The 24,598-nt window shown below is 45.6% G+C and carries 27 protein-coding genes and 2 other annotated features (1 of these 29 only partly in view); of the genes, 2 read left to right on the plus strand and 25 right to left on the minus strand.

Annotated features, from left to right (window positions below; translation table 11 throughout):
* Positions 1–29: a binding site (T-box leader), on the minus strand (it extends 193 nt beyond the left edge of the window).
* Between the two features lie 55 nt (positions 30–84).
* The gene (locus tag QRD89_RS12810; protein WP_286095394.1) at positions 85–819 is read right to left on the minus strand and encodes a TrmH family RNA methyltransferase; all 735 of its coding nucleotides are present in this window, start codon (positions 817–819) and stop codon (positions 85–87) included.
* A gap of 104 nt (positions 820–923) precedes the next feature.
* Here QRD89_RS12810 and sspI point away from each other — a divergent pair, with 104 nt between their 5' ends.
* Positions 924–1,139: a small acid-soluble spore protein SspI gene (gene sspI, locus QRD89_RS12815; protein ID WP_008635257.1), complete on the plus strand. Its 216-nt coding sequence runs from the start codon at positions 924–926 to the stop codon at positions 1,137–1,139.
* Between the two features lie 40 nt (positions 1,140–1,179).
* Here the strand turns inward: sspI and QRD89_RS12820 are convergent, their stop codons facing one another.
* Entirely contained in the window at positions 1,180–2,265 is a 1,086-nt protein-coding gene (locus tag QRD89_RS12820; protein WP_008635258.1) for a M42 family metallopeptidase, read from the minus strand.
* Between the two features lie 84 nt (positions 2,266–2,349).
* A complete protein-coding gene (locus QRD89_RS12825; protein ID WP_026577114.1) occupies positions 2,350–2,832 on the minus strand; it encodes a dUTP diphosphatase in 483 nt (160 codons plus the stop codon).
* A 113-nt stretch (positions 2,833–2,945) separates the two neighbouring features.
* On the opposite strand from QRD89_RS12825, the gene QRD89_RS12830 reads away from it, so the two are divergent.
* Positions 2,946–3,353, plus strand: coding sequence for a hypothetical protein (locus QRD89_RS12830; protein WP_008635260.1), 408 nt, complete (start codon positions 2,946–2,948; stop codon positions 3,351–3,353).
* Between the two features lie 103 nt (positions 3,354–3,456).
* On the opposite strand, the gene QRD89_RS12835 is transcribed toward QRD89_RS12830, so the two are convergent.
* From QRD89_RS12835 to QRD89_RS12940, 22 genes are all read right to left on the minus strand, one after another.
* Complete coding sequence (locus tag QRD89_RS12835; protein WP_008635262.1) at positions 3,457–4,029, minus strand: TVP38/TMEM64 family protein; 573 nt, start codon at positions 4,027–4,029, stop codon at positions 3,457–3,459.
* 35 nt (positions 4,030–4,064) lie between these two features.
* On the minus strand, positions 4,065–4,346 hold the full coding sequence (locus QRD89_RS12840; protein WP_286095395.1) for a DUF1294 domain-containing protein: 282 nt from the start codon (positions 4,344–4,346) through the stop codon (positions 4,065–4,067).
* Between the two features lie 77 nt (positions 4,347–4,423).
* Positions 4,424–4,780 carry a 50S ribosomal protein L20 gene (gene rplT, locus QRD89_RS12845; protein WP_008635265.1) on the minus strand — a complete coding sequence of 119 codons (357 nt, stop codon included), beginning with the start codon at positions 4,778–4,780 and terminating at the stop codon, positions 4,424–4,426.
* Positions 4,781–4,812: 32 nt separating this feature from the next.
* On the minus strand, positions 4,813–5,010 hold the full coding sequence (gene rpmI / locus QRD89_RS12850; protein WP_008635267.1) for a 50S ribosomal protein L35: 198 nt from the start codon (positions 5,008–5,010) through the stop codon (positions 4,813–4,815).
* Positions 5,011–5,042: 32 nt separating this feature from the next.
* On the minus strand, positions 5,043–5,546 hold the full coding sequence (gene infC, locus QRD89_RS12855; protein WP_026577113.1) for a translation initiation factor IF-3: 504 nt from the start codon (positions 5,544–5,546) through the stop codon (positions 5,043–5,045).
* Between the two features lie 84 nt (positions 5,547–5,630).
* Positions 5,631–5,751 (minus strand) — a sequence feature (ribosomal protein L20 leader region).
* A gap of 182 nt (positions 5,752–5,933) precedes the next feature.
* Positions 5,934–7,877 (minus strand): threonine--tRNA ligase, encoded by a 1,944-nt coding sequence (gene thrS / locus QRD89_RS12860; RefSeq protein ID WP_026577112.1) that lies wholly within the window; start codon positions 7,875–7,877, stop codon positions 5,934–5,936.
* Between the two features lie 347 nt (positions 7,878–8,224).
* Positions 8,225–9,043, minus strand: a complete 819-nt coding sequence (ytxC, locus tag QRD89_RS12865) for a sporulation protein YtxC (RefSeq protein ID WP_008635272.1) — start codon at positions 9,041–9,043, stop codon at positions 8,225–8,227.
* Positions 9,044–9,171: 128 nt separating this feature from the next.
* On the minus strand, positions 9,172–10,104 hold the full coding sequence (gene dnaI, locus QRD89_RS12870) for a primosomal protein DnaI (protein WP_008635274.1): 933 nt from the start codon (positions 10,102–10,104) through the stop codon (positions 9,172–9,174).
* 16 nt (positions 10,105–10,120) lie between these two features.
* Positions 10,121–11,476: a replication initiation and membrane attachment family protein gene (locus QRD89_RS12875; protein WP_286095396.1), complete on the minus strand. Its 1,356-nt coding sequence runs from the start codon at positions 11,474–11,476 to the stop codon at positions 10,121–10,123.
* 69 nt (positions 11,477–11,545) lie between these two features.
* On the minus strand, positions 11,546–12,010 hold the full coding sequence (gene nrdR, locus QRD89_RS12880; RefSeq protein ID WP_008635281.1) for a transcriptional regulator NrdR: 465 nt from the start codon (positions 12,008–12,010) through the stop codon (positions 11,546–11,548).
* Between the two features lie 38 nt (positions 12,011–12,048).
* Entirely contained in the window at positions 12,049–12,423 is a 375-nt protein-coding gene (locus tag QRD89_RS12885; RefSeq protein WP_008635282.1) for a hypothetical protein, read from the minus strand.
* A gap of 153 nt (positions 12,424–12,576) precedes the next feature.
* The gene (speD, locus tag QRD89_RS12890) at positions 12,577–12,954 is read right to left on the minus strand and encodes an adenosylmethionine decarboxylase (protein WP_008635283.1); all 378 of its coding nucleotides are present in this window, start codon (positions 12,952–12,954) and stop codon (positions 12,577–12,579) included.
* A gap of 246 nt (positions 12,955–13,200) precedes the next feature.
* Positions 13,201–14,235 (minus strand): glyceraldehyde-3-phosphate dehydrogenase, encoded by a 1,035-nt coding sequence (locus QRD89_RS12895; protein WP_008635284.1) that lies wholly within the window; start codon positions 14,233–14,235, stop codon positions 13,201–13,203.
* 131 nt (positions 14,236–14,366) lie between these two features.
* Positions 14,367–14,966 (minus strand): dephospho-CoA kinase, encoded by a 600-nt coding sequence (gene coaE, locus QRD89_RS12900; RefSeq protein ID WP_008635285.1) that lies wholly within the window; start codon positions 14,964–14,966, stop codon positions 14,367–14,369.
* 56 nt (positions 14,967–15,022) lie between these two features.
* On the minus strand, positions 15,023–15,622 hold the full coding sequence (ytaF, locus tag QRD89_RS12905; RefSeq protein ID WP_286095398.1) for a sporulation membrane protein YtaF: 600 nt from the start codon (positions 15,620–15,622) through the stop codon (positions 15,023–15,025).
* A 48-nt stretch (positions 15,623–15,670) separates the two neighbouring features.
* Entirely contained in the window at positions 15,671–16,510 is an 840-nt protein-coding gene (gene mutM, locus QRD89_RS12910) for a DNA-formamidopyrimidine glycosylase (protein ID WP_008635297.1), read from the minus strand.
* Positions 16,511–16,527: 17 nt separating this feature from the next.
* On the minus strand, positions 16,528–19,167 hold the full coding sequence (polA, locus tag QRD89_RS12915; protein WP_026577109.1) for a DNA polymerase I: 2,640 nt from the start codon (positions 19,165–19,167) through the stop codon (positions 16,528–16,530).
* Between the two features lie 161 nt (positions 19,168–19,328).
* Positions 19,329–20,255, minus strand: a complete 927-nt coding sequence (hflC, locus tag QRD89_RS12920) for a protease modulator HflC (protein ID WP_286095399.1) — start codon at positions 20,253–20,255, stop codon at positions 19,329–19,331.
* On the minus strand, positions 20,252–21,235 hold the full coding sequence (hflK, locus tag QRD89_RS12925) for an FtsH protease activity modulator HflK (RefSeq protein ID WP_286095400.1): 984 nt from the start codon (positions 21,233–21,235) through the stop codon (positions 20,252–20,254). The genes hflC and hflK overlap by 4 nt, the downstream gene beginning before the upstream one ends.
* Positions 21,236–21,431: 196 nt before the next feature.
* On the minus strand, positions 21,432–23,186 hold the full coding sequence (pnpS, locus tag QRD89_RS12930) for a two-component system histidine kinase PnpS (RefSeq protein WP_286095401.1): 1,755 nt from the start codon (positions 23,184–23,186) through the stop codon (positions 21,432–21,434).
* Positions 23,187–23,882: a response regulator transcription factor gene (locus tag QRD89_RS12935; RefSeq protein WP_008635304.1), complete on the minus strand. Its 696-nt coding sequence runs from the start codon at positions 23,880–23,882 to the stop codon at positions 23,187–23,189.
* Between the two features lie 194 nt (positions 23,883–24,076).
* On the minus strand, positions 24,077–24,553 hold the full coding sequence (locus QRD89_RS12940; RefSeq protein ID WP_286095402.1) for a MaoC/PaaZ C-terminal domain-containing protein: 477 nt from the start codon (positions 24,551–24,553) through the stop codon (positions 24,077–24,079).
* Positions 24,554–24,598: the final 45 nt, after the last annotated feature.

Genomic DNA, 24,598 nt, shown 5'->3' on the forward strand with positions numbered 1-24,598 from the left:
CACCTACTAGGCTCTTTCTACGCTTATTAAACATATTTCATTCAACTGAATATATTATAGTCAAAGATGAGCGTTCATGCAAGTTCAGCTTTGCAGGTGATACATCAAAACAGCACCGGCTACGGCTACATTTAATGACTCAGCCCGGCCGTAAATTGGAATGTAGACTTTCTTCTCGGACTGCTCCAGTAAGTGCTCTGCAATTCCCTGGCCCTCGTTTCCGACCAGCAGCGCCACTCGATCCGGGGTCTTCATATCCTTATAGGGCTTTGCTTCCTGCAGAGCCGCTGCCCAGATCTCGACACCTTCCGCTTTTAATTCATTCATAAACTCTGTAAGTTCACCAGTCAGGATGGGAAGATGAAAAATAGATCCCTGCGTTGCACGGATGACCTTATCGTTGAACGGATCCACTGATCCTGTTCCTAACAAAACCTGATCAAACCCGGCCGCGTCTGCCGTTCGAATCAACGTTCCGATATTACCCGGGTCCTGGACTGCATCAATCATGAGGGTCCTTTTCGCTGGAAGGAATTCGTACGTTTTTTGTTCGACAACCGCCGCAATGCCTTGTGGTGTTTCCGTTTCCGCAACCGCAGCAAATACCTGTGCGTCTACTTCTGTCACCTTGATTTCGGGCGGTGCTGTAAAGTCTGTTCCTTCACGTCTTATGAGTTCAAGGACTGTCCAATCACTTGCAAGGACTTCCTCCACCAGATGATGTCCTTCCACCAGGAATTGACCTGTCTGTTTTCTATATTTACGCTTATGCAGCTTTTTCCATTCTTTCACTTTGGTGTTTTGTACCGAAGTCAGCATGTTATTCCCTCATTTACATGTTATTTCTCAACTATCATACATAGCAAAGGCCGGGTTGGTCAAACTAAGGTGGAATATTACGCATAAGCAAGGAGGATGTTACGATGAATTTGGATTTGAGAAGAGCTATTCTGTCCAATGTGACCGGCCACAGTGCAGAGCAGCTGGAAGCGACGATCGATGATGCCATGCAAAAAGGCGAAGAGAAGACGTTACCAGGCCTTGGCGTTTTCTTCGAGACGCTTTGGAGAGAGTCTGATGAACAGGAAAGACAGGAAATTCTGGACACGCTTGAGCAAGGGTTAAGACAGACGAATTAATAAGAAAGCCAACCTGAAAATCAGGTTGGCTTTCTTCCCTTTACTGGAAGGTAATTTCTTTTACTTTATCTGCATCTAATCCTTTGATCACTTCCACGATTAAACGCACAGCATTCTCGAAGTCATCTCTATGGAGCATAGCAGCATGAGAATGGATATAACGTGTCGCAATCGTGATGGACAACGCAGGTACACCGTTGTGGCTCAAGTGAATGGAACCGGAATCCGTCCCCCCGCCGGGCATAGAGTCAAATTGATACGGGATGTTGTGTGCGTCTGCAGTATCTGTCACGAAGTCACGCAAACCTTTATGAGAAACCATGGAGGCATCATAAAGAATGATCTGTGGACCGTCTCCCATTTTACTTGCAGCTTCTTTATCTGATACACCTGGTGTATCGCCGGCAATACCGACATCGACACCGAAAGCAATATCAGGATTGATCATATTGGCAGAAGTACGGGCGCCTCGAAGCCCTACCTCCTCCTGAACTGTCCCGACACCATAGACGATGTTCGGATGCTTTTGCCCTTTCAACTGCTTAAGTACGTCAATCGCTATGGCACATCCGATACGGTTGTCCCATGCTTTAGCAAGGAGCATCTTCTCGTTCTTCATTTGGGTGAATTCAAAATATGGAACAACAGAATCCCCCGGCTTGACACCGAACTCTTCTGCTTCCTCCCTGCTGGATGCACCGATATCAATAAACATATCCTTCAAATCAACAGCTTTCTTACGCTGTTCTGCAGGAAGAATATGAGGCGGCTTGGAGCCGATGATCCCCGTCAGGTCGCCTTTACGAGTCATGATTGTCACACGTTGCGCGAGCATAACCTGACTCCACCAGCCTCCCACAGTCTGAAAATAGATATATCCATGATCGTCAATCCGGGTGACCATAAAGCCCACTTCATCCAAGTGACCAGCCACCATGATACTCGGGCCTTTTTTATTTCCGACTTTCTTGGCAACGAGGCTGCCAAGATTGTCCGTGAATACTTCGTCTGCGTATGGTGTGATATAACGTTTCATCACATCGCGAGCTTCACGTTCGTTTCCGGGCACACCTTTGGCATCTGTCAAATCCTTAAGCATATTCAACGTTTCATCTCTTTTAGACATATGTACTGCATCCTCCTTTACTCATTCCAACCATATTATAACCTCTTTAAAGCGATTTCACAAAAAATTGCGTCTATTATTCCTTTAATATCCTTCGTCCTGACGTTGGTAATTCACTTCATTTTTTGATAGATAGGCGTGAAACCATTCTTCCTCCGTCAAGCCGATGGTCGCTGCCAGCTGTAAATACCCAAGGAACAGTGCGTGATAGGATTGTTTGTCCTTCTGTTCCCGAAACGCTTCCACCGCTTTATATACATTAAGAAACGCCTCGGTTTCCGTTTCCCGGCAAACATAGGCGCCCGGCTCAAAATGAAAGCCTGAATCGAGGCCGAGCGACAGCAGAAAATGTATTCCGTCTACATACTCTTCCAAAATGACCTCTTTTTCACTAGGTCCTTTACTACTCCAGAATTTGAAGCACCTGGTTTCATTCGCGAGTTCCCCGATTTCCACTAGCAGGGCAAGGATTTTTTCCTCTGTTTTTGTCCCTTGTTTAATGTCGTGCTGGTCTTCAATATATTGATCCAACGCTCGCTGCATGTCATACAATCGATTCCATTCCATTAAAATTCTCCTCTACTCAAAAATTGTCTTCAATAAATGTATCATTTTTTGAAACAAAAGGACATGCACAATCGTATGGTAGCTATGATGCTATATATAGGGAGTCGATACACATGATTATCATCCTGTTCCGCTTGTTATTATTGGTCGCTATCGCCTTCATCCTTTATACAGCCTACAAGTTCCTCATCAACCCACGAAGGAAACTAGACACCGCTAAAGATAAAAAACAGTTCTACTTCCATGACAATAAAGAAAATTCCAAGGAAAATTTTCTACTTACATGGAAAGGGTTGGTTTTCGAAGGTGAAAAGTACCTGGGGGCAACCGAAGATGCATTTGAAGTCGTCAATATCAGCGTCAGCGCACATCATCCGGAACGGCTGCAAGGACTTGACCGGGAGGATATCTATTTCATGGAGAAGGAAATCCTCATACGGTACCCGTACGCCACTATTGAATGGAAATATCCGATGAACCGCCTTATTCTAAGCCGTTGGAACGATGACGAACAGCTCTAAGAGCTCGATACAGTGTCTCCAACCAAAAGAATCCGACCAGGAATGGTCGGATTTTTCACATGGGAGAGAAAGAACTTCCTGCATGCTGATATTCCATGAATTCTTAAGGTGCCGGCTGAAAGAAGTCACGCCAGAGCACCACTTCGTATTTCTTCCTGATCAAGAAAGTGAGGCCGATCAGGGCGCCGGAAAAAATAATCATCATTGGAAGAGACAACAAAGTGATCCATTGACCTACCGATGTATAAACCACTGCCAGCGGAAAATTTGCAAACAGCGAGGATTTCGTATATTCCTTGAAATCCGAACTGATTTCCAAGAGACAGTAGGATAGTAGATGAAAATGAATAAACGGGACAAGTCGAAGAACCGCCACCTGCTTTACCGAAAGGTTGGTTTGTTTCTTCAGCCATTTCTCCTTCACACGTTTAAGTTTCTTCAATCCTGATGGTAAGATGCGGATCATTTTGTAAAAAACCAGACTGGATAACATTGTCCCGATCACGGAATAAGCGGTGCCGGCAATTGGTCCGAATAGTACCCCGCCTGTGATGCATACAAGCATAACAGGCAGAAATAAGAATGGACGCAGTAAATGAATACCGATGAATAAGAGCGGTGCCCAAGCTTCCTGCTGTTCCAACCATGCCAATACGGATGTTGTTATCTCGCCCATTTCATCCCCCCTGTCTACATATTATGACAGGAGAATCAAAGGTAGAACTTACCGATGAGATAGCCCGCTCCCGCAATGTGAAGAAGGGACAGGAAAGGAAGGGCGAACGCGAATGCCCGGTGTTTCGTCTTATGTCTGAACACGTTCATTCCTGCCCAGCCGCCAAGTGCACCGCCAAGGACTGCTAGTAACCAAATGGTACGCTCCCGGGTCCTCCATGCCTGCTTCACTGCTCTCTTCTTATCCGACCCCATTAAAAGAAACAGCCAGATACTCATGCTCCCCCAAACGATAAATAAAGCACCCAGAAAACCCATAGAATGTACCCCCTTTATCTTTTTATATAAAAAAAGTCATTTCCTACCGAACGGAAATGACTCTTCTACAATCTTTTTTATTTAAGTGCTGCTTTTGCCTGCTCTGCAAGTGCAGAGAAAGCTTGAGCATCGTTGATAGCTAGATCAGCAAGCATCTTACGGTTCATTTCGATACCCGCAAGTTTCAAACCGTGCATTAGACGGCTGTAAGAAATATCGTTCAAGCGAGCCGCAGCGTTAATACGTGCGATCCAAAGCTTACGGAAGTCGCGTTTCTTCTGACGACGGTCACGGTAAGCGTACTGACCGGATTTCATTACTTGTTGCTTAGCTGTTTTGAATAGTGCGTGTTTAGAACCATAATAACCTTTTGCTAGTTTAAGGACACGGTTACGACGTTGACGTGTCACTGTTCCACCTTTAACTCGTGGCATAATAATCCCTCCTGATTAAATCGATATCGTTATTAGTCTTTTGGAAGCATGTGCTTGATGCGGCGATAATCTCCAGCAGAAACCAATGCATCTTTACGTAGCTTACGCTTTTGTTTCGTAGATTTGTTTGCGAACAAGTGGCTAGTGTAAGCGTGAGAACGTTTCACCTTACCTGTTCCGGTTTTTTTGAAGCGTTTTTGAGAACCTTTATGGGTTTTCATTTTTGGCATGTGAATTTCCTCCTTTTACTTGATACACATACTTACTTCTCGCCTAGAGGAGCAAGCATTAAGAACATACTGCGACCTTCCATTTTAGGCTTGGTCTCAACTTGGGCAATATCTTTGCACTCTTCGGCAAGGCGTTCGAGTACTTTCTGTCCAAGTTCTTTGTGTGTGATTGCACGACCGCGGAAACGGACAGATGCTTTCACTTTGTCACCTTTTTCGAGGAACTTGCGTGCGTTACGCAGTTTCGTGTTAAAGTCATGGTCTTCGATCCCAGGGCTGAGACGAACTTCCTTGACTTTGATGACGGTTTGTTTCTTACGAGCTTCTTTTTCTTTCTTCTGCTGCTCGAAGCGATACTTTCCGTAGTCCATCACTCGGCAAACCGGAGGCTTCGCATTTGGCGCCACCATAACGAGATCAAGATTTGCATTTGCAGCAATATCCAGGGCTTCGTTACGGGATTTAACTCCAAGCTGCTCCCCATTCACATCGATCAGACGAACTTCACGGGCACGGATTTTTTCATTAACGTTCATGTTATCCTTGCTAATATCGAGCCACCTCCAACATATTTTAGAAAACTTATATGAGATCTGTCATCGACAAGAGATTTCCTGTTGCAAATAAAAAAAGTGTCGGCACATACTGCACCCACACGTCTCCTAATAAATCAAAGGAATAGTGACCTGCCAACTGCTTACGCGTCGATCAGGTGAGAAGCGGGTGCTTCTACTTGTCTCTAGATCCGTTCATTCAGTTACCTAAATAATAATAGCATGCCTGATGGTACATGTCAACACCTAACGAGGTGTCTTCATGACTACCTTTCCTAGGATAAGGGAAAGACGAGGAAAAATCAAGAGCTTTTTCCCATCTGGAAAGGAAGAAGAGACCGGAAGCAGACACTTCCGATCTCTTTGGCATTACTTACGGAGCAGTTTTTGATCGATTTCGTTACGAATTTCAGATTTGAACTGCTCCAGTGGTTTCGTTTCTGAATTCTGTTGGCCGTATCGGCGAACGTTCACTGCATTCTCTTCCATCTCACGGTCTCCGACAACAAGCTGGAACGGAATTTTCTGCATTTGTGCTTCTCTTATCTTATATCCGATCTTCTCATTGCGCTCATCCACCTCGACACGAATGCCGGCTTCACGGAGTTCATCCTCAAGCTTCTTAGAATATTCCAGATGCGCATCTGCAGAAACCGGAATGATTTTCGCCTGAACAGGAGCAAGCCAGGTTGGGAAGACACCTTTGTATTCCTCAATAAGGAAAGCAACGAAGCGCTCCATCGTGGATACGACTCCACGGTGAATAACGACAGGACGGTGATCCGCTCCATCTTCCCCTACATACGTAAGGTCAAAGCGCTCAGGGAGGTGGAAGTCCAGCTGAACCGTTGACAGCGTCTCATCCTTGCCGAGAGCTGTTTTCACTTGGACATCAAGCTTCGGACCATAGAAAGCAGCTTCTCCTTCTGCTTCCACATACTCAAGTTCCATGTCTTCCATTGTTTCTTTCAGCATCGCCTGTGCTTTTTCCCACATAGCGTCGTTGTCAACATACTTCTCTTTGTCTTCTGGATCTCTATAGGACAAGCGGAAGTAATAATCTTCAATACCAAAATCGCGGTACACTTCCTGGACGAGTCGAACGACACGCATGAATTCATCTTTCAACTGGTCAGGTCTTGCAAAGATATGGGCATCATTCAACGTCATCGCACGAACACGTTGAAGGCCGGCAAGAGCTCCAGACATCTCATAGCGGTGCATCGTACCAAGCTCCGCAATACGTACCGGCAGATTCCGGTAACTATGAAGCTGATTCTTGTAAACCATCATATGGTGCGGACAGTTCATCGGGCGGAGAACGAGGTCTTCATTGTCCATTTCCATTGTCGGGAACATATCGTCCTGATAGTGGTCCCAGTGACCGCTCGTTTTATACAAATCTACACTTCCAAGCACCGGCGTATAGACGTGATCGTAACCGAGTCGTTCTTCAGTATCCACGATATAACGTTCGATTGTGCGACGAATGGTGGAACCTTTAGGAAGCCACATCGGCAAACCTTGTCCGACTTTCTGATTGATTGTGAAAATCTCCAGCTCTTTCCCCAACTTACGGTGGTCACGCTCTTTCGCTTCCTCAAGCATCTTTAAGTGCTCATCGAGGTGCGCCTTTTTCTCAAAAGCAGTCCCGTAAATACGCTGGAGCATCTGGTTATCACTGTTCCCGCGCCAGTAAGCTCCTGAAATGCTCAACAGCTTAAACACTTTGATTTTGCTCGTCTGCGGAACGTGGACCCCGCGGCACAAATCGAAGAATTCCCCTTGCTGATAAAGGGTAACCTGCTCTCCTTCCGGAATAGCGTCGATCAGTTCCAATTTAAGGTCATCACCAATCTCTTTAAACTTCTCGATTGCTTCTTCTCTGGATACCTCAATGCGCTCAATTTCCAGGTTCTCATCAATGATTTTTTGCATTTCTTTCTCAATCTTAGGCAGATCTTCCGGCGTCAGCGATTCTTCCATATCGATATCATAGTAAAAACCGTTCTCAATCACAGGGCCTACACCGAACTTCACATCCCCATAAATGCGCTTGATCGCCTGCGCCATCAAGTGAGCTGTGGAGTGACGCATGATTTCAATGCCTTCCTGGTTTTTATAAGTCAGAATCTCAATGGATCCATCCTGATTTATCGGACGTCGCAGATCATAAGGTTCTCCATCTAATTTGACAGCCAGCGCCTGTTTCTTCAACCCCGGTGAAATAGACTGGGCAATTGCTTCCCCTGTAGTTCCTTGTTCAAATTCCTTTACGTTACCATCTGGAAATTTCATTTGAATTGTTGCCATTTCCCAACACTCCTTCTATACTTTCTTCCTTGCAGACAAATCAAAAAACGCTTATCCCTCGGCAAAATAAGCCAAGGGACAAGCGTTAGCACTCGTGGTTCCACCCTAGTTTCCGCTTCCGTCCAGGACGTACGCGGCTCGTTCGTCATCCTTAACGCGGATCAAACGCTGCCCATTACTAAAAACTGTTCACAGGCAGAGCTCGGAGGTGGTAAACAATGTAGCCGTCAGGAAGGAGCTTCCAGCCTATAGGCCCCTCTCTCTGGTCATGCGTCACTAATCGCTCGTGTCCTCTTCCATGCTGATTTATTAATATGTAGGTATTATATCCGTTAACAAAGAGGAAATCAAGCGTTGTCGAATGGAAAGTTCGATTTCGGTTTCCAAGATGCTTTTTCTTCAAAAATATTCATCAAGAGCTCCAGGTTGGAATCCTGCGATCGATCTGAATATATGATCAACTGTTCAGGGGCATGAACAAGAGCGGTCGTGACCGGCCACTTGATTGGGAGTTCTGAAATGGATGCATCCGGATATTGTTTCTTGTATAGCGTTGTTTCCGAATCCCGGACAGGATTTCCTTCATCATGGTAATAAACCAGTCCGCCATCATCCAGGAGATGAAGCAGTTGGACACCGGTATCTTTATGGTGGACACGCTGCCGCCAGGAATCGAGCATCAACTGATAGGACTCCTCCTGCTTGTACTCGTCAATGATTTTACCCGTGTATTCAATAACAGACTCATGAACGTTTTCTAAACAGGCAGCAGCCATCTCATCAAATTCCACGTACGTCCGCCCGGCCAAATAATCCTGGATGAAGGCGCGCAGATAGTGATAAACGGGCGGAAGCTTTACACCTGCCGGGGGATGCGCTTCAAAGTCCTGTCCGATCTCGAGCATGCGGTGTATCTCTTCCATATCTTCGTAATGGTAACGATGCTTCAGGACTCCTTCCATCCAACCAAGCATCTTCCTTTTCCTTATGACCTGAAGAAAAGAACGGATTGCCTCGACGTAAGCCTTGCCGTTCAGAGAGGCGTTGACCAACTCGACTTCATAGAATTCATTGTACTCCTTGAACAACCACAACCTCTGCTCCGTGACAATTGCATTATAAAAGATAACCGCTTCCGCGCGATTAGAAAAGTGAATGCCAAACACCAAGATTCCCCCTCATCCCGACTTTCCGATACGGTATTAGAAGGCGCCTGCGACGCCGTCTATTCCTTGTTATGTTTATGTCAGTCCAGAAGAAATCATGCCATTTCCATCTTCATCTTTCCTCATTGTTACCCTCTTCGGTTCCGGCCGGTCACTAACACACTCTCGCTGAGCTGGCGAATTCGTTCGGTAATCCGCTTCGCCTTCACTTGATCTACATCGCCGCGATTGGATGTCATCAAGACTTTCTCCAACTCATCGATCGTGTAGTTCGATGTGAAGAACACAGGAAGTCTCTCCATCATTCGGTAATGAAGAATACTCCCCAATACTTCGTCCCGGAACCATGCTGATTGTGATTCTGCACCAATGTCATCTAACATTAATACGGGGGTTTCTTTAAACGCATTGATTTTATCATTGATGGAATCGTCCTTTATAGACGCTTTCATCTCTCTGACGAATTCCGGCATGTAGATGACCATGGATGGAATATGCTTTTCGCTCAATTCATTGGCTATAGCTCCGAGAAAATACGTTTTCCCGACACCGAAAGGTCCATGAAAATACAACCCTTTGCTCGGAAGCTCTTCAGAAAGACTTTCAATATAACGGACCGTTTGTTCCACTGCCGCACTGCGGTCGGGGTCTTGAAGATCCAGTCTTGAAAGAGAGGCTTCCAAGATCTCCCTCGGCATGTGAAGACTCCGGACAAGTGACTTTTGCTGTTCATGCTCTTCCCGCTTCCTTTGTCGGCTGCACTTATCGTAAGCAAGCTTCACTTCCTGGCCATCTACTTCCACACGCGGCACGTATCCAGGGAGAATATTAATACACGCTTCACGTGACGGACACTTTTCACAGTTTTTCGATTGGGACTGGTACTCATAGAGCTTAATGAGATTCTTCTCCATGCTCTTCTCCGTCAACTCCGGATGGTGTTCTATCAGCTGCCGTACATCTTCCGACTGGAGCACTTCTTCTTTCATTTTGTTCATTCGATCTTGAAAGGTTTTATTGTTTCTCATCCATTTCTTCAATGATTTCTGGATCGGTTCCATTCTGCCACCTCCTCATTCATCCGTTCTCTCTGCTTGTCAACTTCCTTATACGTGCAGCGATATCATCCGTATCCACGTTAACCGAAGCAGAAACTTTCTCACCGGATCCTGCGTCCTTGTTGAACCAAGCCGGAATGACTTCTTCTTTCGTATTCACACGTCTCTGTGACTTCTGCTGACCCCACTGCTGATACTTCTGATGCTCAGCCTTAGCAAGATTCATCGCCTGACGCACAGTAGTCACGTTTTTCCGTGCCCAGTGCCCGGCTATTTTCTGCAAATAAGACTTGGACAATTTCATATCTGTTTTCAAAAGCACGTAGTGAACAAGAACATTCATGACCCCGGGGTTGATTCCCTGCTCTGTCATGACGTCCCGAATCAGCTTCAAATCCTGGTCAGATGCCCTGTTGCCCTGAGAAAGGTCTTCAAGAAGTTCCCTTGGTGATTTTCTTTCAAGCATGGCAATAAACTGATCTTCTTTACTCACACTTTCTTCCGCTCCTGTGTCCTGTGTTTTTTCTCGAGCATCTATATTAGACTGCTTCTTCGGGACAGGCTTTTCCTTCAGAAAATCATGACAGGCGGCTTTAAATTCTTCTTCTACGAGATAATGATTTTCATCAATCGCCCACGTCACGGCTTTTTCAATGTCGATCGTTGATAAATCATACAGCGTGGCTAGCTGAAGAATTAACTTTCTATTCCGTCCTGTAAGAATCTGTTCACTCGGATACATCCGTTTCTTTAGAGCATGATGGAGCCAGTCGAAATCCACTTTCGTTTGGGACGTCACAGGCCCTCGGCTCTCTTTCTGATTCTGCTTATCCGCAAGGGAGGTGGTCTCGGCCTGTACGGTCTCAAGCATTTTCGCATGAAATACCTGATCGAAAGTTGCAGTGACTTCTCCAAAACCATCCAGAACGTACTCTTTGCAGATGAGCCGTTCTTTTAAGTTTTCATATTTGCGCTGTCCGATTTCATGGTAAAGCAGAAGGGAGAGCATATCATCCATGAAGAATTCCTCCGCAGAGAAGGGAGGATACAGGTAATACATGTATTCGGCATGAGCCCCTCCCCCTTCTGCCTGGAAAGAACGCAGAAGGCCGATTGCCTCCAGCTTCTTCCTGGCTTCATAGATCTTATCCAATGGCGCAGACAGATAGCCCATCAACGTGTGGTGGGTCTGTACTTGTTCTGCAGCATTCATTTCAGACTCCGATAATAAAATCTGATATAAAGAAATCGCCAGACGACCGACGATCGGTTGATACAAATGGGATAACGAACGATGAAAATTCCTCGGCAGCTCCCCCCGCTTCACAACTCGAAAACCATCTACCGGGAGTAACTTCCCTATCGAATGATTCATCTTCCGCACCTCCTTCTTCCTTTCATATTACCCGGTTTCCCTTGAAAAAGAAAATGAGCCAATGCCGGCTCATTTGTCATCTTCGTGTTTTATTAAATCCTTCAGTTCATCAATAAAAACATTGATGTCCTTAAATTGTCGATAGACGGATGCGAAACGGACATAAGAGACTTCGTCAATTCCAGAAAGACGCCCCATGACCATTTCTCCTATATCTTTACTCAACACTTCCGAGACGCCGCGGTTCCTGAGTTCTTTCTCGATGTCCAGTGTCACACCTTCCAGTTCCTCGACCGCAACCGGGCGCTTCTCACAAGCTCTGATCAAGCCCCGCATCAATTTCTCTCTACTGAATTCTTCTCTTGTGCCTTCTTTTTTCACTACAATCAAAGGAACTTCTTCAATTCGTTCAAACGTGGTAAAGCGGAAGTCACACTGTTCACATTCTCTCCGCCTGCGTATGGCCTGGCCATCCTCAATCGGCCGCGAATCAAGCACCTTCGTACTCTTGTAGTGGCAATTAGGGCATTTCAAAATTGATCAACTCCACATCGTCTTCGTTTCCACATCGCTTATGATGGATCGACAGGCTGAAATTGGCTGTCCAACTGCTTATACAACGAAACAATGGTGTTCCGACTGTATCCGAAATCAACGGGTCCACCGGAATCCGTTGTTACGGAAAAATCAACAGCGGTACGGAAAGGACGGACCATAATGATAGTCACAACAATGAAAGCACGCCTTTTCCCTTTATATTTAATCGTAAGTTCGCCGCGTTCCTTCGAGGATGCTACAATCTGTGAGGGTGCGGGAAACAGTTCTTCCACGGCACGGAAAACGTCATCACGCTTTGCTTTATAATAGTGTGTGACAAGTTCTTCATCCTTATGCTGTTCACTGGTTTCTGAGTGATTACTGATATATCTTGATATAAATGCTTTCACTTATCTGGCCCCTTCAATCCATTCGACATGATCTTCCATCATTTTAACATGATTCTTCAAAATAAGAAATAACAGTTACCAAAGGAGAGTTGACCCCATACAAAAAAACCGCACAGACTTCTCTGCGCGGCTCGATTTACTGCGTTTCTCTTTTTAAAGGGCACGAGATTCCTGTACTTCCACAGGTCCCATCCCTCTCGGTACTTCCACGGTTTCATTCTTCCCTGCTTCCAGTGCTTCAACGATGTAGTGGGCTGCAACGTTCGGATCAATACGGTCGCCGCACGTGTAGACATCGATACTTGCATATCCATGCTCCGGAAAACTGTGAATCGTCAAGTGCGATTCGGAAATGATGACCACTCCGCTCACCCCGTGTGGAGCGAACTTATGAAAAGCGACCTCTCTTACTTCTGCTCCCGCTTTCAAAGCAGCATCAACAAAAACCTGCTCTATATACGACATATCATTCAATTTCTCTTCATTACAATCCCATAGTTCAGCAATTACGTGTCTTCCCATTGTATCCATATTAAGGATCCCCCTTTGTACATTAACTTCTTCCCCTCTGAAATAACAGTCATGCACTACCATGGGGGAAAGTTAGTCCTGAGAGGTCCTAACCCTTTGAGTAGACATGAAAACATAAGAAATTCAGAAGTTCAAAAGAAAGTATATATGGTTTACCCGTAATTTGCAAGATTTATTTCAAATATAGCAAACCATAGTCACCGGGTCCTAGTATACGATACATTCGGGATGCTTTCTAGTGCTTTCTCAAGACACGCGGACCGCTTTCTCCTGCTGCATCATATTCCCGACATATTTAGCAAGGTCAACAACCCGGCAGGAGTATCCCCACTCATTGTCATACCAAGCCAGCACCTTCACTTTACGCTCTTCGATCACCTGGGTGGACAATCCATCGATGATCGCAGAAGAAGGGGACGTCGTATAATCTATGGAAACGAGCGGCTCCTCATTAAATTCCAAGATTCCTTTCATTTCATACCTTGCCATACCAGCAAACGCCTCATTCACTTCTTCTCTCGTCACATCGCGTTTCACATCAACGACGAGATCAACAAGGGATACATTTGGAGTAGGCACCCGCAGCGCCATTCCGTTCAGTTTCCCCCGCATGCTCGGGATCACTTCTCCCAATGCTTTTGCAGCCCCTGTCGAAGTCGGGATAATTGACTGTGTACAGCCCCGGGCGCGGCGGAGGTCCTTATGTGGATTATCCAGGTTCTTCTGATCGTTTGTAAAAGAGTGAACAGTAGTCATCAAGCCGTTGACGATACCAAATTGGTCTTCCAATACTTTTACAACAGGAGCAAGACAGTTGGTCGTACAAGAAGCATTGGACAGGACGTGATGCTGTTCCGGTACATAACTATCTTCATTTACTCCCATAACAATCGTAGCATCTACTTCTTTACCGGGAGCTGTTATGATGACTTTTTTTGCTCCTGCTTCGATATGTTGGGACGCTTCATCCTTCGTTTTGAATTTGCCTGTAGCCTCAATGACAATATCGACACCCAGTTCATCCCACGGCAGCTCATGCGGATCTCGTGTTGAACACAAGCGAATGACCTTCCCATCGACGACAAGATTCCCTTCCGCCGCTTGGATTTTGCCTTCAAATCGACCGTGAACACTATCATATTTCAGCATATGAGCAATGGTTTCAGCTGGATAACAGGCGTTTACAGCCACCAATTCTACAGAATTATCGATGACAGCCTTTCTAAAAACCATACGGCCAATTCTTCCCAACCCATTAATGGCAATCTTTGTTTTTCCCATGTTCCAGCCCCCTATATATGATATACTTTTTAACCCTTTTCACAGAAACAGTATAACATATTGCAAGCGCTTTTACATAAAAGAGTGCATTTTTTCACAAAAAAATAACACGTCGGAATCCCGACGTGTTATTATACGATGTTCCACCTTTGAAGTATGTCTTTTAATTGGTCGAAGCTTTGCTCGACAGATCCATTATTATCAATGACCGCATCGGCAAGAGCCGCTTTTTTCTTTACCGGGATTTGGGAAGCAATTCTTGCTTCTGCATCCTCACTGGTCGACTGATCACGTTCCATCAAACGTCGGAGCTGCGTTTCTTCCTCTACATAAACGACTAACGTCTTCTCGACATAATCCGTCAGCTTGCTTTCAAAAAGTAACGGGATGTCCAATACAACAGCACGGTGTCCTTCTTCCTTATAGCATTCCCGTTGACGAACCATTTCTTTTCTCACTTCAGGGTGAACGATGCCGTTTAATTCCTTACGCTTTTCTTCATTGGAGAAGACAACGCCCCCGAGTTTCTTACGGTCAATCGTCCTGTCCTCCAACAAAATATCAGAGCCGAATGCTTCAACAATACGTGTGTATGCAGCTTCACCAGGTTCCACCACTTTCCTCGATATCACATCGGCATCTACAACCGGGATACCCAATTCTTTAAACATAGCAGAGATAGTGCTTTTACCGCTGGCTATACTGCCGGTTAATCCGATGACAACAGTCATGACACGACCCCCTTTATGTATAGAGAAGAGACATGGCTCTCCTCTTATTCCAACACTCATGAAAGTTTAATTAAGCCGATGATAATGAGCAGGACGCCCGGCAGGATGGATATACTCTCCACTTTCTCACTTAAATGTCTGCCGCTCCATATACCGCCTGCCAGCATGAGAAACGTAGCCAGTGTAATAAACAACGACGTCATTAGTGTAGGCATCCCGATCATAGCTCCGCTTACTCCCGCTCCGATAGAGTCCAGGGACAAGGCGATACCCAAGAGAAACACTTCTTTCCCCCGGATACCCCCGGAATGATCCACATCTGCCGCGACGGGATCATTCAGTACCTCCGCCGGCTTAAACCATGAATCATCTTCCTTCTGCGGCTTCCTCTTCTTAAAAAACTGCCAAAGAAAGAATATACCTATGAAAATCAGGGCTGATGCTCCCGTTTTCTCCGCCACTTCCGGTGAGACATAAGCGATCAGCAAATGCCCGAAATAGGAGGAAAGCAGAAACACAACACCGGACAAACAAGCGATCGATAGGACAGCTCTCTTTGCAATGGTTACTTTCTTCAAACCTAATACACAGCCGATTCCAAAGCTGTCGATGCTGACTGCTGTCACAAACAAAAAAACGAACAAACCGATACTCAAGGTCGATCACCCTCCTGCTACACAGGATATGGGTTCACAGACCTGAGGTTACTCGGAGACAACCAGCCGCTGGCAATTTGGGCATATATGGGTGCCGCGACCGCTCACCTTCCGCTTCTCAATAGGCGTCCCGCACTCCACACAATCCTCGTCCTGTTTTCCATAGACACGCAGCTTCTGTTGGAACATACCGATCTCCCCCTGGCTGTTCAAGTAGGAGCGAATGGTGGTACCCCCCTGTTCGATCGCCTCGAGAATAACAGCAATACTCGCCTCGCGTACTTTTGCAGCTTCCTCTCGTGTCAACGTGTTCGCTATTCTCTCCGGATGGACTTTGGCGCGGAAGAGTGCCTCATCCACATAAATGTTGCCGAGCCCCGCTACGATGGATTGATCCAAGAGAACGGCCTTCATGTTACGGGACGTCTTCATAAGTTTCATATAGAAGTAATCCAAAGTGAATGCTTCCTCAAATGGATCAGGTCCAAGCTGTACTAACGGCTTCACCGAAGACTCTTCCCCTTTTCGAAACGCATGCATCGTGCCAAACTTCCTCACATCGTTATAACGGAGTTCCGTGCCGTCCGTGAAGTGGAAAATGACGTGCGTATGTTTAGGCTTCTCCATCGAGGATTCATAGACACCGAATTTCCCTTCCATTCTCAGGTGGGAAACGAGAGAGAGGTCATCCAGTTGAAAAATCAAAAACTTCCCCTTTCGCTCGATATCCCTGATCGTCTGCCCTCTCAGTAGACGATCAAATTCCTTTGGATCCTGCGGATGTTTGATGATGTTCCCCCAATAGACGGATACGGAGGCGATTTCTTTTCCAATGGCGAGATGGTGGAGCGTTCTCCTGACCGTCTCTACTTCCGGTAGTTCTGGCATTCTTTCATTCTCCTCACTTACTTTGCATCGTACCAAGTATCTCCGTAAGAGGAATCCACCTTCAAAGGTACATCCAGTTCCACGGTGCTTTCCATGACGGAGGCTACTAAATCCTGCAGTTTCTCAATTTCTTCTTTCGGTGCTTCAATGATCAATTCATCATGTACCTGTAATAACACTTTCGCCTCCAGTTTTTCTTCCACGAGGCGTTTTTCCAAATCGACCATCGCCTTCTTGATGATATCGGCTGCGCTCCCCTGGATCGGGGTGTTCATAGCAGTCCGCTCGGCAAACCCGCGTTTATTGAAGTTACGACTCTTAATGTCAGGAAGGTAACGTCTCCGGTTCATGAACGTCTTCACGTACCCGGTATCCTTAGCCTCACGAACCGATTCATCCATATAGGATTTGACGCCTGGATAGGATTCGAAATATTTATCAATAAACGCCTGAGCTTCCTTCCTCGTGATGCCAAGGCTCTGAGACAAGCCGTAATCACTGATTCCATAAACGATTCCGAAATTGACCGCTTTCGCCTGTCTCCTCATATTACTCGTAACTTCTTCCGGCGCAACTCCAAACACTTCACTAGCCGTTTGTGTATGAATATCCTCGCCTCCACGGAACGCCTCAATCAACTTTTCGTCCTGGGCAATATGAGCAAGAACACGCAGTTCAATTTGGGAATAGTCACTTGCGAACATCACCCATCCTTCTTCTGAAGGGATGAAGGCCTGACGGATTTTCCGTCCTTCTTCCAGGCGGATTGGAATGTTCTGAAGGTTTGGATCCGTCGAGCTCAACCGACCTGTTTGTGTGAGAGCTTGATTAAAGCGGGTATGAATTTTGTGTGTATCCTTGTGAACAACCTTCAGAAGGCCTTCGATATAGGTCGATTTCAACTTCCTTAATTGACGATTCAACAATATTTTCGTAATGATTGGATGCTTGTCTTCCAACTGCTCCAATACATCCGCCGAAGTGGAATACCCCGTTTTCGTTTTCTTAATGACGGGAAGTTCGAGCTTTTCGAACAGAATAGGGCCGAGCTGTTTAGGCGAATTGAGGTTAAACGGCTCACCGGCAAGTTCATAAATTTCTTCCTCCACCTTGTTTAAGCGTGCTTCCAGTTCTTCTCCCATCTCTTCCAAACGACCAACATCCACACGGACACCTCTGTGTTCCATTCTGCCAAGGATCAGCGCAAGCGGCATTTCCAAATCATTGTAGAGGTTAAACTGTTCATTTTGGACGAGCTGATCCTCCATTTTACTCTTCATATGGTATAGGGCAGATGCTTTCCTGCTGATATGTTCGTAGAACGTACGATCTTCATCCGGACGCTTCAGCTTCGCACCCTTTCCGTACACTTCTTCATCATAGTTCACTTCCGCCTCCCCAAGTCTGTGTGCGACAGCCGGGATGTCGTGATTGTTCTCAGAAGGATTGATCAAATAAGAAGCTAAAAGTAAATCGAAGGTAATTCCTTTCAATTCAATTCCATACCGAAGCATCGCTACAAGCGTTCTCTTGGCATCGAACACCCATTTCTCCCGTGTGTCATCCTCAGCCCATTTTTTGAAGACCGGGGATTTAACCGCCTGCTCGAGAGTCAGGACATATTTCTTCTCCTCATTAACTATAGCAATGGCCTCTATGGGAGCCGTGTGATAATTCTCGTAAAGCATTTCCACCACAAGCGCTTCCCTGCCCGTAAACATTTCTTCTTTCAGCTCTTCTATCACTTCCACTTCTATATCGGGAAGTTCCGTCTTCGCTTCGGATTCTCCTTCTTCCCCTTGAATGCGGGAAAGCAGGGATTGAAATCCAAGGTCTTTAAAGAAGTTACTGACTGCTTGGGAGGGATATCCCTCATACGCAATATCCTTAAGACCCACTTCAATCGGCGCTTGTCTCTCAATCGTCACAAGCTGCTTACTCATGAAAGCTTCTTCCTTATTGTCCTCCAATTTTTCTTTCAGCTTCTTCCCGCTCACCTGATCTATGTTCTCATACAGGTTCTCGAGCGTTTCAAACTGCTTCAACAACTTGACCGCTGTTTTTTCACCGACACCCGGTACTCCGGGGATATTATCAGAGCTGTCTCCCATAAGCGCTTTTAAATCAATGATCTGATCCGGTCTGACCTCCATTTTGTCCAGAAGGAAAGAAGGCGTATATGTATCGACATTTGTAATCCCCTTCTTCGTAAGACGGACCGTAATCTGTTCGTTGACCAATTGCAGCAGGTCTTTGTCCCCGGAAATGACTTGGACATCCATTCCCTTCTCGCCGGCTTCTGTGGCAAGCGTACCGATGATATCATCCGCCTCATAATTTTGCAGCTGGTAACTGTGAACCCCGAATGTCTCGAGCAGTTCTTTCAGTACAGGAAACTGTTCCGAGAGCTCCGGCGGTGTCTTCTGACGGCCGCCCTTGTATTCTTTATACGTAGCATGGCGGAAAGTGGTCTTCCCTGCATCAAATGCAACAAGTAAATGATCCGGTTTATCTTCTTCCAGTATTTTTAGCAGCATCGTCGTAAAACCATAGACAGCGTTCGTATAAACTCCCTTATCATTGTTCAGTAAAGGGAGAGCGAAGAATGCCCGGTAAGCTATACTATTTCCATCAATTAAAATGACCTTCTCAGCCATGAACTCACTCCTATTCTTAAAAACGGCGATCCGGGATCACAGGGGGCGACGTCATTCGTCCTGTCCTCTCCATCCTATGTTACCCCATGAGCATGAATAAAACGCCTTTTTCTTCATTCTACCATGATTACAGCAGAGAAGAAAAAGACGCCACCTTCCTGTTATTCGATATAACCCTGCAAGAGATCGGTATAAGGAGAATCCTGAGGGAGAATAATCGTCGTTTCTCCATCAATTGTCGTTTCATAGGATTCAAGGGTTCGGTAGAGTCGGTAAAACTCAGGGTCTTTGGAGAAAGATTCATTGTAAACAGCCGCTGCCTGCTGCTCTCCTTCCGAACGGATTTTCTCTGCATTTGCTCTGGCTGTCGACAACATCTCCTGTACTTCCCTGTCGACTTCCGCCCTGATTCTGCTCTTATCCGCTTCCCCCTCCGACAAATACTGTTGCGCTATCTTTTCTCTGTCCGTAATCATTTGGTTGAAGACAGCTGCTTCATTCGATTCGGGAAGGTCCGACCGTTTAATCCGGACGTCGTCCACGACAATTCCATAGTTGTCACGAGCCAGATATTCATTTACTTTCGATGTAATTTCATCATTGAGCACACCTCGGGAACTCTCTTCTTCGTTAATAATTTCCGAAAAGTCCATCTTTCCAAGCTCCGAGCGGACAATGGAGAAGATGAACTCACCCATTCTTGCTTCCGCACCGATTACCGTCCTGGCATTGGCAATCATTCTCTCCGGATCTTCAATGCTCCAAACGGCGTAATTGTCGATGATCATACGCTTTTTATCCAATGTGGTAATCTCTTTCTCTTCTACGTCGTACACCATCTTCTTCTTTGACAATGTCGATACTTCCTGAACGAAAGGAACCTTGAATTTGAGTCCGGGTGTTTCATGGATCTTCACAATATCACCAAATTGCCGGACTACTTTGTACTCCCCTTCCTTCGCAATAACAACAGAGCTTATTCCTGTTAAGAGAAGAAAGATGATGACAAGCAGAGCAACCCCCGCCTTCACGTATTTCTTTATATCTCTATTCTTCGTCTTCTTTTTTTCAAATATATCGTCCGTCAAGATGCACCCTCCTCTTCAGACTGATCCGCTTCCGGACTTTGCTCCTGCTTTTTCTCCTGTTGGACAGACCCATCAAGGACCGGTTGCTGCTGTATCGGCAAATACTTCATGGTATCCCCATCGTCGTTCATAATATATACGTTCGCGTCCGGTAATACACTTTCCAACGTCTCCATGACCAGCCGGTCTTTGGTGATATTTTCGTGACTTTCATACTCCGATAATAAAGCCTCGAACCTGGAAACGGCCCCGTTTGCATTTTGGATTCGTTCTACCTTATCCCCTTCGGCACGTTGAATAATTGCATCTTTCTCCCCGAGCGCTTCCTCTCTCATCTGATTGGCATACTTCTCCGCTTCGTTGACTTTGCTTTGTTTTTGTTCTCTGGCATCTGTAACTTTCGTGAAAGCTTCTCTCACTTCTTCATTCGGCAGATCCACCTCCTGCAGACGGACATCAATGATCGAGATGCCGACATCGTATTGATCCATCAAGGAAACGAGATTTTCACGCACTTGGTTCTCAATCTCGGCTTTCCCGGAAGTAAGCGCCTCATCAATTTGACTGCTTCCGATTACCCCTCTTAACGAAGAAGAGGTGGCATTGAAAAGTACCTGCTCCGGATCTTCGGACGCGAATAAGTACCCAGTGGGCTCGGTAATCTTCCATTGAACGACAAGGTCTGCCTGTACGATCATGTCATCCCCTGTAATCATCGTAACTTTATCTGCCTCTTCTCCATCATTAAAACCGAAGTCCAGACTGAACGTTTCCTTCGATAATTTTTCGACCTCTTGTATCGGCCACGGCATCTTGAAATGAAGTCCTGGTTCGCTGACCCCTTCTTCCGCCTTACCGAAGGTTAAAACGACCGCCTGCTCCGACTCATCCACCGTGTACCACGTAGTAATAAGTACAAGAATTAATAGACATCCGGCCAGTCCGAGACCAACCCATGTATAGAACTGCTTCATACTCATCCGGAATCCCCCTCACCTATGTATATTTTAGTTACGTTTTTGTTACAAAAAGGTTTCAAGACGAGTACATTTTTACCAAAAATCACAAAAAAAAGCAGAAGCGAGGGAAGCTTCTGCTTAAAAGAGAAAACACCTTGGATGAAAGGGTTTCACTGGTATTATATCTAGATATTGTTAAAGTAATCTTATGCTTGTATTAATTTTCCGTAAACTTCTTCGGTATTTCTACATAAAAAGTCGTTCCTTCATCGACAGCACTTTCCACGCGGATATTTCCACGATGAGCTTCAATAATATGCTTCACAATGGCAAGCCCGAGACCGGTTCCCCCGGAATTTCTGCTTCTTGCTTTATCCACCCGGTAAAACCTTTCGAAAATCCGCGATATTTCCGACTCAGGAATTCCCACACCCGTATCCGATATAATTACGGTGACGGATTCCTCCTGCTCCTCCACGGAAAGTGCTACCCGGCCGCCTTCTGGTGTGTAGTTGACAGCATTGGTGATCAGATTCATAAATACTTGCTTAAGCCGGCTTGAATCACCTTCGATGAGAACTCCGTCTTTCCAATCCATAGATAAAACGTTCCCTTTTCTTCCAGCATGCTGTTCGACAATCGGACCTAAGTCCTGGAACAGCCGACCGACATCTACCTGTTCAATATTCAAGTGAAAGTCTTCCCGTTCGAGCTTAGAAAGGTCCAATAAGTCTTGGATCAAGGACTGCAGCCGGCCACTTTCCTTCAGGATAATCCTCAAAAACTGCTCCAGCATCTGCTCATCTTTCATCGCTCCATCTAAAAGGGTCTCCGAAAATCCACGAATGGATGTAATCGGAGTTTTCAGTTCATGAGAGACATTGGCTACGAAGTCCTTCCTTGTCTGTTCTAACTGCTTTAAGTCTGTTATATCATGGAAGACAAGAACGACACCCTTCCATTTCTGGTCCTCACTCAAAATTGGTGCACCGGTAACCTCCAAGTGCTTTCTGCTTATGTTAACCGGAAGAACGAAGGTCTCTCTCACAGTTTCTTCAAACATATATACACGCTGCACCGTTTCATGTATCGCCGTATATGGGATCGCATCATGGTACAGGTAGCCTACATATTGTTGTTTTTCACCACCGAAAGTTTCAAGGAACGCACGATTCTGCAAAAGAATATAGCCTTTTTCGTCTATCAGCACTAAGCCGTTCCCCATGTGATTGATAACAGCCTCCAGCTGATTTTCCTGCATGCCTTTCGTCTGGTTCACTTCTTGAAGATTGCGGGCAAGGATATTGATTGCCTGACTAAGTTCTCCCGCTTCACCGAAGTAACCTTCATATGTTCGAGCCCGGTAATCCCCTTTAGCCAGCTTTTTCGCAGCAGTAGTGGCCGCCCTTATCGGCCGAACATACTTACCAAACACATTAAATCCTATGATAAAGATGACCAAGAGGCCGAGAAACATCGTACAGCTGATCAGGAGCCATATATTCCGTGTAATGCTTGATAATGAATCGACTGGTGAAAGCAGCACGAGTGTGCCTTCCAAGTTGCTTACTTCAATAGTAGTAGGGTAGAAGAAAACATCCCCTATCAGACGACCGCTGTTGCTTATTTCTCCATTTGAAGGAACAGCTGAAAGAATCTTTTCCTTCTCCGCATTGGAAATAGAGTCTACGGCGTCAACGGTATCGATAATAATCTCCTCTGACTCATCCAGAAAGACGATGCCGGTGTCTAATTGTGAACTAAATTCTTCCAACTCATCCCGAGATACCTCACTATTTTCTGTAAAGCTCTCCAAATACGTTACAAAATAGCGGCTCTCCACTTCCACCCTGTCTTCCAGAATATTGACGAAGTATCCCCTGGTCAACTGAGCCAGCAACACGCCTAAACCGATCATGACGATGACAATTAAAATCGCATACGTCAAAAGCGGACGAGTACTGGAGGACATTTACTTCGGTTCCTCCATTTTATAGCCGAGCCCGCGGATGGTTTTAATATAGACCGGCTTTTTCGTATCCGGCTCAATTTTCTCTCTCAGATGACTCACATGGACATCAACGATCCGTGTATCTCCCGCAAAATCGTAATTCCAAACAGAACGTAACAGCTGATCTCTCGACAAAACTCTGCCCAGATTCTTAGCCAGGTGCAGAAGTAGTTCAAATTCTTTAGGTGTACACGTCAATGCTTCCCCGTTCATAGTCGCTTCGTATTGTTCAGGGTAGATTGATAAGCTGCCTACCTTTATTTCATCATATACCTGGGTTGGTGTATCCCTGTCCATCCTTCTTAAAATTGCTTTTATTCGGGCAACTACTTCCCGCGGACTGAATGGTTTCGTCAAGTAATCATCCGCCCCGAGTTCCAGTCCCAGGACTTTATCAAACTCATCATCTTTGGCCGTCAGCATAAGGATTGGTGTTTGTACCTGCTTTTGCCTCAGCTGCTTGCAAACTTCCATCCCATCCATACCCGGCAGCATGATATCCAGAACAATAAAGTCGAACGCCGTATTCGATGCTTTTTCCAAAGCTTCGGTACCGGAGTAAGCAACCTCCGTCACATAACCGGCCTGCTCTATGTTATATTTCAATAAAGTCACAATCGATTCTTCATCATCCACTATCAATATTTTTTGTTCCAAAACCCTCACCCCAACCAGCATTTTTCTTCATCATACAACGAAGTTTACATTTTGAATACAGATCCTTACAAACTTTACTTAATCTTAATATACTCTTTGACGCCTTTTATACTCAAAAAGAAAAAGCAGCCATGTAAAGGCTGCTCTTTCTGTCTTAATGAGAATAGCAAGACATCGTTTCCTTTTTCCTATTCTCAATAAAAATTTTCTAAAGACGTGGCATTCATAGAATATGGTTCAGAAGGGGGGCGGACGACAAGCGAACCTTTGACGACTTCCTCCCCGTCCGTATCGTATCCATTCACGTGAAGCGTTATCACTTCGCTGCGTTTGTCGATTTCCGTAATTTCTAATTGGAAGCGTACATCCGCATAATGGTAGACCGGTTTCGGATATTCGATAGAGTGACTAAGAATGTGGCTTCCAGGCCCGGGAAGGTGCATGGAAACAATCGACGATACCATACCAAACAGCATCACAGCAGGTACAATCGGTTGTTTGAACGGTGTTTGTGAGGCATAATCGTGCTGAACATATAAAGGGTTGGCGTCGTCGGTCAAGCCGAGGTATATCAACAAATCACGGTCTTCGATAGTAAAGGCGGCATTGTAGCGCTCCCCTACTTTTAAATCCTGAAGTTTCTTTCCAAGCTTTCTCTTTTTACCAAGCATCAGCAAACCTCCTCGTAAGCGTTTTCTTTAATGGGTAAAAAAAGG

Source organism: Halobacillus sp. ACCC02827, from assembly GCF_030291935.1.
Classification (GTDB): Bacteria; Bacillota; Bacilli; order Bacillales; family Halobacillaceae; genus Halobacillus.